This window comes from Niallia sp. FSL R7-0271 (assembly GCF_038005785.1).
In the GTDB taxonomy this organism is placed as follows: domain Bacteria; phylum Bacillota; class Bacilli; order Bacillales; family Cytobacillaceae; genus Niallia.
In genome coordinates, this window is sequence record NZ_JBBOTZ010000001.1 from 3464579 (window position 1) to 3479173 (window position 14595).

The following is a 14595-nucleotide window of genomic DNA, read 5'->3' on the forward strand; positions in this document are numbered from 1 at the left end:
TTTAAAATAAAGGCATGACTCCTATTTTTATGAGTTATCGAATTGTTAACAGCTTATTGTTTATAGAAAAGCTGCTGATAGTAAGCGATGGCAAAATCAAAAAAGTACATTAGCGAAAATCTTTCTGAGGAAAATCCTGTTTTGTCATGAGTGTCACCATTTAAATAATAAACAATATCAGCATTTTCTAAAAGGTCTTCATCCTGATTATGTGTTATTAGGATGATTTTCGCCTTCGTTTTTGTCAGCTTTGTCATTAATTCCTCATTGCCTTTAACAAATCTTCCCGACGGACTTGCAACAATCGCAACGGAATTTTCATCTAAGTCGTCCATATCTGTCTTTTGTTCCTGCACATCTGAATAAGCGCTTACAAATTTTCCTAATCTTACAAGCCTGAATTGAAAATCCTGTGCCATTGCTTGAGACAGCTGTGTGCCATAAAAAGAAACCTTATTAGCATGGTGAATGCATTCCATAATGCCCTGCACCTTTTCGACATCAATAATATTCTCTGATGCCTTCAGCCAGCCGACAATCTTTTCATAAAGCACTTTTTGCAGGACTTCGCCAATCTGCTCTGGATTATCCACTTTCTGCGACTGGAAAGCTGGTGACGCATCCATCACACTTATTTTGGCATAATCCTTAAATTCCTGAAAGTTCTTGTAGCCAATCCTGCGGCAAAACCTCGTAACAGCAGCAGGTGAAGTAAAGCAGGAATCTGCCAATGCACTTATATTCATATCTGGAATCTTATAAACATCGCCTAGCAATTTCAATGCAATGAAATAATTCGTATCCCTCGTTTTATGATTATTAATAAAGTCCAACAATCTAAATATAATATCCTTCATCTTTATCACCACTTGCTTCATAGTTGTACAGCTAAAATGAAAACCCTGCCATCTTTCCTAGTTTTATTTTGATTTCATAAGAATGAAAAAGCAAGTCTTTTGATACATACAAAAAAAAACCACTCTATTTAACAGAGCAGTTTTCTATGTATATTTCTCTTACTTTTTACTGCGGAGCTCTTTAATCACTGCCATAACATCCATCTCTCCAAGCTCGCCATCAAGGGCATCCTTGTATGTATGATAGGCAGAATTTCCAATCGCATTTAATTCTCCTGTTTCCTTAGCAAGACGCAAATCCTTTGCCATATGCTTCAATGCAAAGGCAGCCGGATACTCATCCTTTAGAATGGCTGGTGTTTTCATTTTAGAAATCGCCGTTCCTACTGCACTCTCATTAATGATTGTGAGCATGTCTTCTATTTGAATTCCTTGTTTTTCGGCAAACAGTACAGATTCAGCAATTCCTTGCACAGTAATGCCAAGAAGCAGGTTGATTGCAAGCTTCGCATTGCTGCCAGATCCGCTTTCTCCCAAGTAAATGGACATTTTGCACATCGGCTCAAACAATTCCTTCACCGAGTTAAAAGTTTCCTCTTCGCCACCTGCAAGCACAAGCAATTTGCCTTCCTTTGCAGGAGCAACACTTCCAGACACAGGAGCATCTACAAAGCCGATTCCCTTCTCCTTCGCCGCTGCATAGACCTGCTGCGACGTAGATGGTGCAACCGTGCTCATATCAATGAAAACCTGTCCCTTCTTTGCTGAATCCAGCAGTCCTTTTGAAAAATATAAATCCTTAACTGCTTCATCATCAGAAACCATCGTGAAAATAACATCACTGCTTTGCACAAGCTCTTCAAGGGATTGTGCTAGTATTGCTCCAGCTTCAATCAGCTCACTTGCCTTTGATGCTGTTCTGTTAAAAACTGTCACACTGTAACCTGCCTTCAACAGATTTAAGGAGATTGGCACACCCATATTTCCTAAACCGATCCATCCTAACTGCATTATTAAAGCACCATCCTTGTGGATTATTTTTCTTATATTTTACCATAATATCCATTAGCAGTGACTGGGTTGCGATAAGCAATAATCATGAAAAATAATCAAGAATGAGAGAAGTCAGCAGCCCTAAGGCAGTAATTAATCCTGTAACAGATCCACCTTCTTCATATGCTTCAGGCATCATCGTCGAGCCTACCATGGCAATAATTCCCCCGCCAGCAAACGCACCTATTCCAGCCATTAATTCTTCTGAAGCATGATCAAGGAAAACATAGCCGCAGAAGGAGCTCGCTGTTGAGATTACTAGCACACTGATCCACAGTACGAGAATCTTCTTTTTAGAATAGTTGCTTTTCAGCAGCCCAGTTGTACTAGAAAGTCCTTCTGGAATATTACTGATAAAGATGGCGATCACAAGCAAAGCACTCACACTGTTTTGTCCTATTAAACTGGCCCCAATCATAATCGACTCAGGAATCGCATCCATAACTGTCCCAATAAAAATTGCCAGCCCTGATTGATTGCCCTCTTTGTCACCAGAAGACCTTTTCCTGTCCTTCGCACCATTTCGCGATACAAGCAAATCCAATACAAAAAAGACAACTGCCCCAGCCAAAAATCCTATACCTGTCGGCAGCAAACCTCCGCTTTCCACCGCATCACCAAGGAGCTCATATGTAGAAGCACCAATTAACACTCCTGTACCGAATGCCATTATAAAGCCTATTATCCTCTTTTTAATCGGCAGTAATAGTGCAGCTAAAGCACCTAATAAAACAGCCGAGCCAGAAATACCGCCCCACATCGCTGCAGACCACATGCGTAACCCTCCTTATTCTTATGTCTTTTTATATCTTTCTCTTTTTTTGTTCTATTAAAACCAGTGGTTGGTTTGGCAGAACTACAACAATGGAAATTTGCTCCATATAGTAAATTTGTGGTTATCTTAACATCATTAATTAGGAAAAAGCTTCTATATTCTCTCAGCAAACACTAACCACACTGCCCCTCCCTCGAATCTGCTATAATATTTTTAAAATAACTTATGAAAGGAGGACAACTCGATGCTAAACAGCGACAGTTCTATCCCGCTCTATTTACAGTTGAAGCAGGCCATAACGGAGAACATTAATCGCGGGGTATATTTGCAAGGTGAAAAGCTGCCGACAGAAACGGAGCTTTGTGAGGCTTATAATGTCAGCAGAATTACTGTCCGTAAAGCAGTGCTGGATTTGGTTGAGGAAGGTCTGCTTGTGAGGCAGCAAGGCAAGGGGACTTTTGTGAAGCGGCCAAAGCTGAAGAGAGAGCTTGTTTCTGTGAATGGCTATTCAGAATATATGGTGTCATCGGGAAATACACCGCATTACAAGCTGCTTTCTTATACGATTAAAGAGGCATCTAAAGATATTTCTGAGAAGCTGAATATTCCAATCGGCTGTAATGTGCTGGAGCTGAGAAGAATTCTGTACCGTGATAAGGAGCCTCTGTCTTATGAAATTTCGACTTATTCTCTCGATCTGTTTCCTGATTTGGATCAGCATATTTCAGAGGATGTTTCCATGCACGGCATTTTAAGGGATAAATATGATGTTGCTCCTGCCCGTAACAATAAGATTCTGAATGTAGTCTTTGCGAGTTTTGAAGAAGCTGAGGCTTTAAGCTGCGGTATAAGTGATCCTTTATATGAACTAGAAAAGATTGCGTATAATGATGAACAGGTGGCTATTTATATGTCTATTCTTTACTATCACACAAATCATGTCAGCTTTACGATTTCAAGCCCCTTTGACCAACAATAGGCTGGCATCTCTTGATGCCAGCCTTAGTTTGTTTCTTCCTATTAATATTCCAATTTCCACATATATCTTCTTTTTGTAAGTGGATGATTGCGGACGATTGCCAGCTGCTCTGCATAAACTCGGATGACTCCAGAAATCAACATTGGATTAAAGTAGTCGACTACTTCGCTTGAAATCGCGGAGCCAAGGCCAAAGTCTTTCGCATCCACAACCGTTGTTTTTGCATCAAAGCGCTGGAGGAATTCTAATGCTCTCGCATCCATGCTTCTTGTTCTGCCGTCATTCATCAGCAAAAGGAATGGCACGTCTTTATCCACCACTTCGAATGGGCCGTGGAAGAACTCTCCGTCATGGAATGTGCCTGAATTAATCCATTGCATTTCCATCAGCAAGCAAATCGAGAAGGAATAAGCTACCTCATGTGTGGCACCGCTGCTCATTACATAGATGACTTCATCATCCTTATACGCATCAGCAAAATTTCTAGCTTGTGGAACAACAGAAGCTACTGCATTGTTTATTAAGCCATAAATTTTATCAAAGCCATCGAGCATTTTTTCGTAATGCTCATATCCTTCAAATTGATTCAATATTTCTGTTGCCAAACCTAATACTTTTGTCATTTTTTCCATTTTAGCTGCATAGCTCTCATGAAAGCCATGGTACACAACATATTCAGCATCTGATGTAATAGCTGAATCTTCCACATGTGTAACGGCAATGACATGTGCTCCTCTTTCCTTAGCAAGAGAAGTTGCTTCGACTGTTTCCGGAGTAGCTCCTCCTAGTGAGCATGTAATAACAATGCTTGTGTCATCAACCGAAACAGGTGTAGCAAAGTTAAATTCATTAGCAGTATAAAGACTTGTTCTAAGCTGTCTTGCATTTCCTTCTAAAAAGTATTTGGCCGGATACAGCTCCGCTTTGGATGCACCGCACCCAACGAAGAATACACTTTTAATTTCGGGTTGTTGTTCCTTAATAGCTGAGATAATTCTATTCAATTCCATTTTTTCATTCCTCCTAAAGTTTTGATATATATTGTGACAGGCAGCAATGCTGCCGAATTCCCATTTTTCAATTGCTGAAATAAGGTTCAAATGCCTTCATATTGCGCTTGTCATGTTCACCAGGATTTGTGAAATATCTGGAGTCAGTAATTTCTTGGCCTAAATAGCCTGTATAGCCGTATTGCTTCAGCGTGGCCAGAAATTCGCCGAGGTTATGATGACCATCTCCCCAAATCAAATGGCCATAAGGATTGCCGTCAACAAAATGAGTATGGATGATGTTCGCCCCAAAGACATCGAACCAGTCTTGCAATGTTTCCCCTGCAACACCCATTGCAGTTGTGTCTACCAGAATCTTCATATGTGGATGATTAATTTCATCAAACATTCTTTTCGCATCATTCACCGTAATAACAAGATTGGATTCTTCTGGCCGCAAGCTTTCGAGCGCCAAAGTGACACCTTCCCTTTCAGCCGTTGCGGTGAGTCTAGACAGCATTTCACTGGATCGCTTCCACGCTTCCTCTCGATCTTCATCAAGATAGCCCCAGCCTGAATTGCACTGCATGATTTCACAGCCCAGCTCAGCAGCTGCTTTAATGCCATTAGAGAAATATTCAAAGCTTTTTTCAAAGATTTCCGGCTTTGTTGCCGCGAACTGGTATTGGTACATACAGTTTTCCGGAGTGAAACAGACGAGCTGCAAGCCTCTTTCTACTAGCTTTTTCTTAAGAACCTTGCAGTCAGAATAGACCGTCGGATCTAAATAATAATGGGGAACTCCCGTCCAGAATTCGATAGATTGGATTCCTGCTGCAACTTGTGCATCCAAAAAGGAGTCGAGCGAGTAACGCATATAATGAATATTCATACCTGCTACTTGGTCTCTTCTTATAAAAGACATCCTTTATACCCTCCTTGTATAGTTATACCGTTTCATATACCTTGCCGTATCCGAAGGAGCCGTCTACTAAGCATTGGTTTGAAGCGAAATCAGCGGCTGTCTGCAAGCTTTTCTTAATCGCAGCATCCCTGCCTTCCTGCCCTTTTCCATTTAAATAATGGATAATGAAGGAGGTGATAAATGAATCTCCTGCCCCCATCGTATCGACAGCTTTTACAAGCTTTGGCTCCTGCATATAAAATCTTGCTCCATCAAAAAGCAAAGCTCCCTTTTCACCCAGTGTGCATAATACAAGCTCGCATCCTAAATCGATTGTTTTGGTCATTAAGTTTAAAATATGGTCTAATTTCATATGACTGCAGGAATAATAGGCAAAATCTATTTGGGGTGCAATCTGATTGACCTGTTCTTTGGTGAAATCAGACGAAAAATCAAAGCCGATTGGCACTCCCAGTGCTTTTATTTTCGATAATTCCTTTTCTGCGAAACCGTAAAGCCCTGTATGCACTAAATCAAATGTGCTTATATAACGATAATCTTCGTCTGTCAGGTTCAAGCCGTATTCCCGGAGAACGCCGCAGCGATTGCTGCCAATAAACACCCTGTCTCCATCCACTAGCGTTACTCTGGCACAGCCATTTTCCCCTTCATACACTTTGCTTCGGGAAACATCTAATCCAATTTCCTTAATGCTTGCTTGAACATGGTCTGCTTCTTTATCTGTTCCAAAAGCTCCTAAGAAGGCTGCTGCTGCGCCAAACCGCTGTGCATATACGGCAAAGTTGAGCGCGTTGCCCCCGGGATACATCGTTTGAGTATGTTCATATTTATCGACGACATTATCGCCTATTCCGATTACTTTCAGCATAAATCCCACCTCATTTAAAGAACTTTTGATAGAAAATCGATGGTTCTTGGATGCTCAGGCTTCGCAAAGAAATCTTGCGGGTTATTTTCCTCAAGGATTTTTCCTTGATCGATAAATAAAATCCTGTCTCCGACCTCTTTGGCAAAGCCCATTTCATGTGTTACAACAACCATTGTCATTCCTTCCTTTGCAAGATCCTTCATGACGGCAAGAACCTCTCCGACCATCTCTGGATCAAGTGCTGATGTCGGCTCATCAAACAGCATCACTTCCGGCTGCATCGCCAAAGCCCGGGCAATGGCAATCCGTTGCTGCTGCCCGCCTGAAAGAGAGGATGGGTAAACATCCATTTTCTCCAAAAGTCCAACTTTTTTTAACAGTCCGATTGCCAAGTCCTTTGCCGCTCCTGTCTTCAATCCCTTTACACGGACAGGTGCATGGCAGATGTTTTGACAAACGGTTTTATGAGGGAAAAGATTGAATTGCTGAAAGACCATCCCCATCTTCTCCCTGACTTTATCAATATTGGTATCCTTCGATGTGATGTCCTGCTCATTCACATAAATATGACCGCTTGTCGGTATTTCAAGAAGATTTAAACAGCGCAGTAACGTGCTTTTTCCAGAACCGGAAGGACCGATAATGACGACAACCTCCCCCTTTTGGATGGTTACATCAATGCCTTTGAGCACTTCACTTTTCCCATAGCTTTTATGCAAGTTTTTAACGCCTATCACTTGTTTTCAGTCTCCTTTCAACCACTGCCAACAGTCTCGACAATGTAAAAGTCATGATTAAATAGCCAATAGAGGCAATGATGATTGGCTCTAATCCTAATGCCGTATTTCCTCTGACAATCGTTGTTTTGTACATTAGCTCTGCAACACCGATAATAGACACGATAGACGAGTCCTTAATGCTGCCGATAAACTGATTTCCAAGTGCTGGCAAAATATTCTTGAATGCTTGTGGAAGAATGATGTCAAACATTGCTTGTCTCTGACTCATACCAAGGCTTCTTGCTGCCTCCATTTGCCCAATGTTTACTGCATCAATTCCGGAGCGAATAGTTTCTGAAATATATGCTGCTGCATTAAGTGATAAAGCAATGGCGCCTACTGCCAGATCAGGAATGTCATAGCCGACGAACAACAGCGGCACCCCTATGTAAATGATGTAAATTTGTGCAAGCAGCGGTGTACCCCTGATAAACTCGACATATATATCGCCAATCCACCTTAAAACAGTAAATCTTGACCGCCTTAGCAGTGTCAGACCAACTCCAAAGATGCTTCCCAATATCACGGCAATGACAGCCAGGATAATAGTGATGTATGCCCCAGTTAAAAAGAACTGATAGTAATCCCCGAAAAATGAAAAGTTCATTGTGTCACCCCTTATCCCAAAACTGTCTCACATACAATATTTAGAGAAGGCAGCTCACAGCCCAATAAGGGGAAGCTGCCAGCCATGCTTATTAGCTATAACTACTAAACAATCAGTCTTCGAGCTCTACACCATCCATGGCATCTTTCAGCCATTTCTCATAATCTGGCTTAATTCTTTCAATTGTTCCATTGATAGCATTCATAATTTCCTCATTTGTGCCATTCGGCATGGCAATGGCTGCACCAGCAGAAGGATCTTCATAGTAAACTTGACTTGCGACAATGCTGCTGTTTGCTTTAGCAAGGAGCGTTGCTGTCGGAATGTCAACAAGCACCGCATCGACTTTCTTGTTAGCTAAATCAAGCGACAGTTCAGTAGATTTCCCAAGAAGCTTTAGGGTTGCATCTGGCAGTTCACTTTCTAAAATAGCTTGCTGAACGGAAGTTTTAATTGCTCCTATCTTCTTATCTGCAAAATCCTCTTCAGACTTGTACTTGTCCAAATCTCCCTTCCTGACCATCATCACATTGCGCCCTTTATAGTAAACATCTGTAAAGTCAGCATTCTTTTCTCTTTCCTCTGTCGGGCTCATCGCCGAAATAATCATGTCAATCTTTCCGCTTTGCAGTGCGACAAGCAGCCCGTCAAAGTCCATATCCTTAATCTCGTACTCGACCCCTAAATCTTTTGCTACCTCATCAAGTAGTTTAATGTCCGACCCGACAATTTTGTCCTCTCCATTCTCGACAAGATGGTATTCATATGGCGGGGTTGCAGCCATTGTGCCTACGACAATCTTTCCTTTTTTCTGCAGGTCTTCCAGACTGTCGACAGCGCCGCTTGAACTAGTAGCCGATGAAGATCCACATGCTGCTAAAGCCAAAATAGTTGTTCCTGCCATCATTAATGTTGTCATTGCTTTAAAGAGCCTTTTCTTCATTCATTTCTCCCCCATTTAAATAATAGTTTTATCTAACTCGGTAATAAGACTAAATATTCAAATAACTCTTCAGAAAAATTTACGGCTATTTAACTGTCCTTGCTTATCAGCTAATATTTCAACTGATACATATAAAGCTCCTTACAATTAAAACGAGTAATCCTGTATTCTCCAACAGTTGTTTTTCATCTATTTGTTATATAACGTTATATAACGTTATAATAATACCCACGCTAACACCTGTCAATATTATTCTGAAAATTTCTACTAAACTAAAAATTAATCGTACTTTCCTCCCAAAACAAAAAAAAGATAGAGCATTATACTCTATCTCTACTAAAATATTAAACTTTCATCAGGCTGTATGTCTGCCGCGCAGTGTCCAAATTTGATAAACCATCATTGCAGATTTAATGACTGTCAAATAAGTCAGCACAACCCAGCCTCCCATCAAGTACGGTTCAACATTTGCTTGCACAGAAGCGCTCGTTAAGAAATCGCGTTTATCGTAGCATAAGTAAGCAATTAACGCTACGCCAAGTATACTTAATAAAATACCTTGTGCCAGTTTACTTTTTGTTTTCCCTGATTCTGCTGCATATTGGTTTGCCCAGCCGTCCTTCTTGTTGGCGGAAAGCTTACCGAGCCATACTTGGCCAAATGTCATTAAGTTAACCCATAAATACATTTCGGGACTTATCAATAACCCTGCCATCACCACATCTATCGGTCGATACATCGGTGTTTTTATCGCAAGAATTATATTTAACACAGATGCAAGGGCAATAGGTGTCAGCCATATCCATGACCAATAATACTGGTCTGTTGCAAGGGCGAGCGCTAGCAAGACGATAAACATCACACGAATAAGCAAGTCGGAAAAGAGCTTAACCTGATTTCGCCAAATTTTCCCCTTATGTCTTGTCTTCACACTCAAATCTTTATTTGTCAGCAAGTCCACCGTTCCTGAATTCCATTTATTCCGCTGCTCCCGGAAGGTATGATAAGAACGCATCGCATCAACAAAGCAGCGTCCTTCAGGGCTGATTAACGTTTTCCAGCCGGATTTCTGCAGCTGCCAAGTAAGCAGCATATCCTCTACATCACTGTCATTTTGCCACGGTCCATCAAGTTTATTATCATTCACAACCTCCTGCAAAGCTTCAGGTCTGAACAATGTTGCCTGACCGCCAAGAACATAAGTGCTTCCGCCATGGTATTGAAGATCAAGGAGCCAGCTCGCCATATCCTGCTTCTGCTGATGTGTCCACCATCTTGCCATCGGTCCGCCATATTCTCCGTTTGCAATCTTTTCTTCATAGAAAACATCGTCCTTGCTCAGTAAGCTTTTCTTCTTAGGCATGCGCATCGTATACTTGGCCATAACGCCGCCAATATTTCGTGCGCTCATCAGGCCTTCCCATAAATGCTTTAAGCAATTAGGAGCAAGCCTGCTGTCTGCATCCATTCCAAGCACGCCTTTAATGCTTTGTTTATAGATGATTTGCGAGTCTGTCAGCTCTTTATCGTAAATATCTAGCAAATCGCCGTATAACAGCTTCCAACCAGAATTCAACGCACCAACTTTACGGAGCTTGTTTCCGTCTGTCACGATGACCTTTAAGTTCAGATTGAATTCCTCACCTGCTGCAATGGCTCTCTCCTCTGTGCGATCAGAACAATTATCAGCAATAACATAAACATCAAGGTCTACACCTTTTGGCAATGTTTGATCTCTTAAGCCAGCAAGGCAATCTCGAATCGAATTTTCCTCATTATGAGCAGGAATCAACGCAATGATCCGCGGCCTCATATATGTTTTTTTTACACCTGGCATACTAAAAATCGACATTCTACCTTGTTCTCTTTGTACTAATAATGACATATGAATTCACCAACTCTCTCTTTTTTGTTTTATAGAAAACGTATCGTTTGTTTGTTCTTTAAAAAGAACGTTTCAACCAAAAAAATAGGAAAAAGAAACTGTTCTATATTTTTCTTTCAGTTGTTCTTAACTAAGAACATATTAACATCTCTATATTGCAGCGTCAATTTATTTTATTAATAAATCGACAAAAAATTAAGTGAACCATTCGTGAAATCCTTATCATAACCTTTGTAAAGGCAAATAAATTATTTCTTTATAAAGAACAGCTGGTTTTTACTATTATGATTATTAAATATTGTATTCCCGCCAGTATTTCATTATTATTAATGCAGCAAAGATTATAGTAAGTTTTAATGAAAGGATTGCCCATGATTGAGTTAAAAAACGTTTATAAAACATTTATACAAAAAGACAACGAAGTGCAGGCATTAAAAAATATAAATCTTAAGGTGGAAACAGGAGATATCTTTGGTGTCATCGGCTTTAGCGGTGCTGGCAAAAGCACGCTCATCCGCCTTGTTAATCTGCTGGAGCAGCCGACTAAAGGAGAGGTAATCGTTGGCGGTCAATCTCTGCTAGACCTTAACAGTAAACAGCTGCGGACAGCAAAGAAGCAAATTGGCATGGTTTTTCAGCATTTTAACTTATTAGAATCAAAGAGTGTGTTTGACAATATAGCAATACCTCTTATTCTGCAAAAAAGAAAAAAGGGAGAGATCCGCAAGCGGGTTATGGAGCTTCTTGAGTTTGTCGGCCTGGCAGACAAGGAGAAAGCTTATCCTAATGAATTATCGGGCGGACAGAAACAGCGTGTCGGCATTGCAAGAGCACTTGCCACCAATCCTTCTGTCCTGTTATGCGATGAGGCAACATCCGCTTTAGACCCGCAAACGACAAGGTCAATCCTCCGGCTGTTAAAGCGAATTAATGAAGAATATAATATTACGGTTATGATTATTACCCATGAAATGGCTGTCATTCAGGAAATCTGCAATAAGGTTGCCGTTATGGAACAAGGAGAGATTATTGAACAAGGCACTGTTCTTGACGTATTCTCCAATCCTGCTCATCACACTACCAAAAGCTTTGTGAGCACGATTGTTCAGCATGATCTTCCTGCAAGCATGAAAGGCAAATACAAAAACGAGCCTGGCAGCAGATTAGTTAAGCTAGAGTTTCTCGGAAGTGAAATGGCACAGCCATTTCTTTTTGAATTAGTTACTCGCTTTGGAGTAAGTCCGAGAATATTGTTTGCCAACACGGTCGAAATTCAGGAGCATTTGATCAGCACAATGACTGTCACACTGAGTGGCGAAGACGAACAGATTATAACAGCACTTTCTTATTTAAAAGAACAAGGAATACAAGTGAAGGAGGTGGCTGAATAATGTTTGATACATTTATAACGACAGATTTATTTATGCAGGCAATCGTCGAAACTTTATATATGGTAGGATGGTCGCTTTTAATAGGTACCTTGATTGGAGGACCGCTCGGTATCCTGCTTGTTGTAACAAGAAAAGGCGGGGTCTTGGAAAACAGGCTCTTGTATAATATCCTGAATCCGATCATAAATATTATCCGCTCCCTGCCATTTATTATCCTGCTGATTGCCATCATTCCCTTTACCAGATTTGTCGTCCAAACGACGATTGGGACAGAAGCAGCGATTGTGCCGCTGATTATTTATATTGCACCATACATAGCCAGACTTGTTGAGAATTCCATCTTAGAAGTGAACCCTGGTATTTTAGAAGCTGCTGAATCAATGGGAGCAACTCCCTTTCAAGTTATCTGGTATTTTCTGCTGCCAGAGGCCTTCGGTTCGCTCATCCTCTCGATTACAACGGCAGCAATCGGCTTGCTTGGTGCGACTGCAATGGCCGGAACAGTCGGCGGCGGCGGTGTCGGCAGCCTTGCGTTAACATATGGCTATCAGCGTTTTGACACATTCGTTATGGTAATAACAGTGATCGTCCTTATTATTCTTGTCCAAGTGATTCAATCTCTAGGAACCTTTTTAGCCCGTAAAGTTCGGAGAAGATAAAAAAACACAAAAAAACTGACCGCTTCAATAGGTCAGTTTTTTTGGTTGTTACGAAAATTTCCATATTTACGTGCATTCATTTAATAGAAACCACAATTCTAAATGGTAAAATAAGATAAAAGGAGTTGGTCTGATGTTTTTTAAAGAAAATAAAAATTTCGACAGGGTAAGTATAAATATAGCAAGCTATTCTGCTTTTATTTATTGGGGAATTTTTTTACTTATTAACGGCTTTTACGAAACCTGTGGAAAAGGGCCGCTAGTCAATTCCCTATTTCTGCTGAATTCGGGATTAGTCATCTTTTTCACTAGTGAAATACTTGCTAAATGGATAAGAAAAAGAAGAACCAATGCATGATTCTTCCTTGTGAGTACTACCCTATTTCTTCAACAATTCCAGCACTGTCTCCAACAGCAGGTTAACTCCTCTTTCACAATCCTCCCATAATGTCAGCTCTGCTTCGCAATGGCTTTTTCCATTAATGCTCGGCACAAACAGCATTGCTGTCGGAATGTAGCTGGCGATAAATTGGGCATCATGACCTGCGCCGCTTGCCATTTTTCGATACGAATATCCAAGCTGTTTAACGGCGTTTTCCATCACAGCTAGAATAGCTTCATCAAACCAGACAGTCGTCCGGTCCCACTGCTTCTCTGCCTTCATTGCACAGCCTTCTAAAGCAGAGACCTCTGTAAGACTCCCAATAATATTCTCCACTTCACGAATGACAGCTGGTTCCTTATGTCTGGCTTCTAAAGTGAAGACAACTTTATTCGGGATGACGGTGTGTATATTTGGGGAGATATTCATTCTTCCAATTGTGTATACAAGGTCATCTGCTAAAGCTCCGAGCCTTGTTCGTATCTCTGCGATAATATTATGACTTGCAAATAAGGCATCTTTTCTCATATCCATTGGTGTTGTTCCCGCATGGTCCGACTCACCTGTCACTTCTATTTCATAACAGACCATCCCGACAACACACTCCACAATGCCAATCGACAAGTTCTCACGCTCAAGCACTGGTCCTTGTTCAATATGCAATTCTAAAAATGCCGCTGCTTCCTTTAAACGGGACTCTTTTAGCCCTGCATACTCGATTTTGTTTAATGCCTCCTGAAAGGTAATACCAGCTGTATCTGTTTTTTTCAGCATGGTATCTTTCTCAAATTTGCCGGATAGAATGCCTGATGCCATCATTGATGGTTCAAACCTTGCTCCCTCTTCGTTAGTAAAGTTGATGACCGTTATCGGAACAGCAGGTTTTACATTGTTTTCAACAAGTGTGCGCACAACCTCAAGGCCTGCGGCAACACCGAGGACACCGTCAAAACGTCCGCCTTTTTTAACCGTATCGAGATGGGAGCCGATTGCTATCGGCGGCTTAGCCTCTTGGCCGGGAAGAGTCGCATACATATTGCCTAGATCATCAACTGTCACTGCCATGCCAAGCTCTTCACAACAATCGTAAAAATAATCCCTTGCTTGCCGGTCCTCCTCTGATAGAGACAGCCTTGTTACTCCATTGTTCTTTGTTCTGCCAAAGTCTGCAAATCTCTCTAATGAATCTTGCAATCTCTTGCCATTAATCAACAGCTTTTGCCCTTCCATGCTAACTCCTCCACTTCTTTAACTTATTTAGCAAAGTTTACTGCTTGCTGCTCTATCAGCTTTACAGCAAAATATTTCCGAGCATTCGCTGTTGATAGATGCACTGTTTCCATCTCTGCCTCTTCTTCCTTAGCATCTCGTTTTGCAAAATCTACAAACGCTCCATCTAAGTTCTCTGTTACTTTGGCGATTTTATACCCTTTTTCCAAGAGGATATCCATCTGCTCTCTCTCTTGCAGGAACTGCTCATAATCTGACATAAATCGAACCCTC

General features: G+C 41.1%; 16 protein-coding genes. 4 read left to right on the forward strand and 12 right to left on the reverse strand.

The features are described 5' to 3' along the window. Positions 1 to 53 precede the first annotated feature (53 nt). From MKX82_RS17730 to MKX82_RS17740, 3 genes are all read right to left on the reverse strand, one after another. The gene (locus MKX82_RS17730; RefSeq protein ID WP_237941941.1) at positions 54 to 878 is read right to left on the reverse strand and encodes a MurR/RpiR family transcriptional regulator; all 825 of its coding nucleotides are present in this window, start codon (positions 876 to 878) and stop codon (positions 54 to 56) included. A gap of 138 nt (positions 879 to 1016) precedes the next feature. Next, positions 1017 to 1868 carry an NAD(P)-dependent oxidoreductase gene (locus MKX82_RS17735; protein ID WP_341078872.1) on the reverse strand — a complete coding sequence of 284 codons (852 nt, stop codon included), beginning with the start codon at positions 1866 to 1868 and terminating at the stop codon, positions 1017 to 1019. Positions 1869 to 1953: 85 nt separating this feature from the next. After that, positions 1954 to 2685, reverse strand: coding sequence for a ZIP family metal transporter (locus tag MKX82_RS17740; protein WP_233315709.1), 732 nt, complete (start codon positions 2683 to 2685; stop codon positions 1954 to 1956). 244 nt (positions 2686 to 2929) lie between these two features. Between MKX82_RS17740 and MKX82_RS17745 the strand changes: the two genes are divergently transcribed. After that, positions 2930 to 3664, forward strand: coding sequence for a GntR family transcriptional regulator (locus MKX82_RS17745; protein WP_237941943.1), 735 nt, complete (start codon positions 2930 to 2932; stop codon positions 3662 to 3664). 41 nt (positions 3665 to 3705) lie between these two features. Here MKX82_RS17745 and MKX82_RS17750 read toward each other — a convergent pair whose 3' ends face one another. The 7 genes from MKX82_RS17750 to MKX82_RS17780 form a co-directional block, all read right to left on the reverse strand. Further along, complete coding sequence (locus tag MKX82_RS17750) at positions 3706 to 4674, reverse strand: SIS domain-containing protein (protein WP_233315711.1); 969 nt, start codon at positions 4672 to 4674, stop codon at positions 3706 to 3708. 67 nt (positions 4675 to 4741) lie between these two features. Then, complete coding sequence (locus MKX82_RS17755) at positions 4742 to 5578, reverse strand: sugar phosphate isomerase/epimerase family protein (protein WP_233315712.1); 837 nt, start codon at positions 5576 to 5578, stop codon at positions 4742 to 4744. Between the two features lie 22 nt (positions 5579 to 5600). Continuing rightward, positions 5601 to 6446 carry a PfkB family carbohydrate kinase gene (locus MKX82_RS17760; RefSeq protein WP_233315713.1) on the reverse strand — a complete coding sequence of 282 codons (846 nt, stop codon included), beginning with the start codon at positions 6444 to 6446 and terminating at the stop codon, positions 5601 to 5603. Positions 6447 to 6460: 14 nt separating this feature from the next. Further along, entirely contained in the window at positions 6461 to 7183 is a 723-nt protein-coding gene (locus MKX82_RS17765; protein WP_233315714.1) for an amino acid ABC transporter ATP-binding protein, read from the reverse strand. Beyond that, positions 7170 to 7832, reverse strand: coding sequence for an amino acid ABC transporter permease (locus MKX82_RS17770; protein WP_233315715.1), 663 nt, complete (start codon positions 7830 to 7832; stop codon positions 7170 to 7172). Before MKX82_RS17770 ends, MKX82_RS17765 begins: the two co-directional genes overlap by 14 nt. A 112-nt stretch (positions 7833 to 7944) precedes the next feature. After that, entirely contained in the window at positions 7945 to 8775 is an 831-nt protein-coding gene (locus MKX82_RS17775) for a transporter substrate-binding domain-containing protein (RefSeq protein WP_237941946.1), read from the reverse strand. Positions 8776 to 9130: 355 nt separating this feature from the next. Then, entirely contained in the window at positions 9131 to 10660 is a 1530-nt protein-coding gene (locus MKX82_RS17780; RefSeq protein ID WP_233315717.1) for a glycosyltransferase family 2 protein, read from the reverse strand. Between the two features lie 371 nt (positions 10661 to 11031). Between MKX82_RS17780 and MKX82_RS17785 the strand changes: the two genes are divergently transcribed. The 3 genes from MKX82_RS17785 (at position 11032) to MKX82_RS17795 (ending at position 13068) form a co-directional block, all read left to right on the forward strand. Next, positions 11032 to 12051 (forward strand): methionine ABC transporter ATP-binding protein, encoded by a 1020-nt coding sequence (locus MKX82_RS17785; protein WP_341078881.1) that lies wholly within the window; start codon positions 11032 to 11034, stop codon positions 12049 to 12051. Next, positions 12051 to 12710: a methionine ABC transporter permease gene (locus tag MKX82_RS17790; RefSeq protein ID WP_233315719.1), complete on the forward strand. Its 660-nt coding sequence runs from the start codon at positions 12051 to 12053 to the stop codon at positions 12708 to 12710. Before MKX82_RS17785 ends, MKX82_RS17790 begins: the two co-directional genes overlap by 1 nt. 133 nt (positions 12711 to 12843) lie before the next feature. After that, the gene (locus tag MKX82_RS17795) at positions 12844 to 13068 is read left to right on the forward strand and encodes a hypothetical protein (RefSeq protein WP_341078882.1); all 225 of its coding nucleotides are present in this window, start codon (positions 12844 to 12846) and stop codon (positions 13066 to 13068) included. 21 nt (positions 13069 to 13089) lie between these two features. Here the strand turns inward: MKX82_RS17795 and MKX82_RS17800 are convergent, their stop codons facing one another. Together MKX82_RS17800 and MKX82_RS17805 are read right to left on the reverse strand one after the other, a co-directional pair. Then, positions 13090 to 14322 (reverse strand): Zn-dependent hydrolase, encoded by a 1233-nt coding sequence (locus MKX82_RS17800; protein WP_233315721.1) that lies wholly within the window; start codon positions 14320 to 14322, stop codon positions 13090 to 13092. A 23-nt stretch (positions 14323 to 14345) separates the two neighbouring features. Beyond that, positions 14346 to 14582 carry a hypothetical protein gene (locus tag MKX82_RS17805; RefSeq protein WP_233315722.1) on the reverse strand — a complete coding sequence of 79 codons (237 nt, stop codon included), beginning with the start codon at positions 14580 to 14582 and terminating at the stop codon, positions 14346 to 14348. Positions 14583 to 14595: the final 13 nt, after the last annotated feature.

What these genes read in the sequence shown, in the direction of transcription:
- MKX82_RS17730 (WP_237941941.1), bottom strand. Translation starts at nt 878, where the DNA reads ATGAAGCAAGTGGTGATAAAGATGAAGGATATTATATTTAGATTGTTG.
- MKX82_RS17735 (WP_341078872.1), bottom strand. Translation starts at nt 1,868, where the DNA reads ATGCAGTTAGGATGGATCGGTTTAGGAAATATGGGTGTGCCAATCTCC.
- MKX82_RS17740 (WP_233315709.1), bottom strand. Translation starts at nt 2,685, where the DNA reads ATGTGGTCTGCAGCGATGTGGGGCGGTATTTCTGGCTCGGCTGTTTTA.
- MKX82_RS17745 (WP_237941943.1), top strand. Translation starts at nt 2,930, where the DNA reads ATGCTAAACAGCGACAGTTCTATCCCGCTCTATTTACAGTTGAAGCAG.
- MKX82_RS17750 (WP_233315711.1), bottom strand. Translation starts at nt 4,674, where the DNA reads ATGGAATTGAATAGAATTATCTCAGCTATTAAGGAACAACAACCCGAA.
- MKX82_RS17755 (WP_233315712.1), bottom strand. Translation starts at nt 5,578, where the DNA reads ATGTCTTTTATAAGAAGAGACCAAGTAGCAGGTATGAATATTCATTAT.
- MKX82_RS17760 (WP_233315713.1), bottom strand. Translation starts at nt 6,446, where the DNA reads ATGCTGAAAGTAATCGGAATAGGCGATAATGTCGTCGATAAATATGAA.
- MKX82_RS17770 (WP_233315715.1), bottom strand. Translation starts at nt 7,832, where the DNA reads ATGAACTTTTCATTTTTCGGGGATTACTATCAGTTCTTTTTAACTGGG.
- MKX82_RS17775 (WP_237941946.1), bottom strand. Translation starts at nt 8,775, where the DNA reads ATGAAGAAAAGGCTCTTTAAAGCAATGACAACATTAATGATGGCAGGA.
- MKX82_RS17780 (WP_233315717.1), bottom strand. Translation starts at nt 10,660, where the DNA reads ATGTCATTATTAGTACAAAGAGAACAAGGTAGAATGTCGATTTTTAGT.
- MKX82_RS17785 (WP_341078881.1), top strand. Translation starts at nt 11,032, where the DNA reads ATGATTGAGTTAAAAAACGTTTATAAAACATTTATACAAAAAGACAAC.
- MKX82_RS17790 (WP_233315719.1), top strand. Translation starts at nt 12,051, where the DNA reads ATGTTTGATACATTTATAACGACAGATTTATTTATGCAGGCAATCGTC.
- MKX82_RS17795 (WP_341078882.1), top strand. Translation starts at nt 12,844, where the DNA reads ATGTTTTTTAAAGAAAATAAAAATTTCGACAGGGTAAGTATAAATATA.
- MKX82_RS17800 (WP_233315721.1), bottom strand. Translation starts at nt 14,322, where the DNA reads ATGGAAGGGCAAAAGCTGTTGATTAATGGCAAGAGATTGCAAGATTCA.
- MKX82_RS17805 (WP_233315722.1), bottom strand. Translation starts at nt 14,582, where the DNA reads ATGTCAGATTATGAGCAGTTCCTGCAAGAGAGAGAGCAGATGGATATC.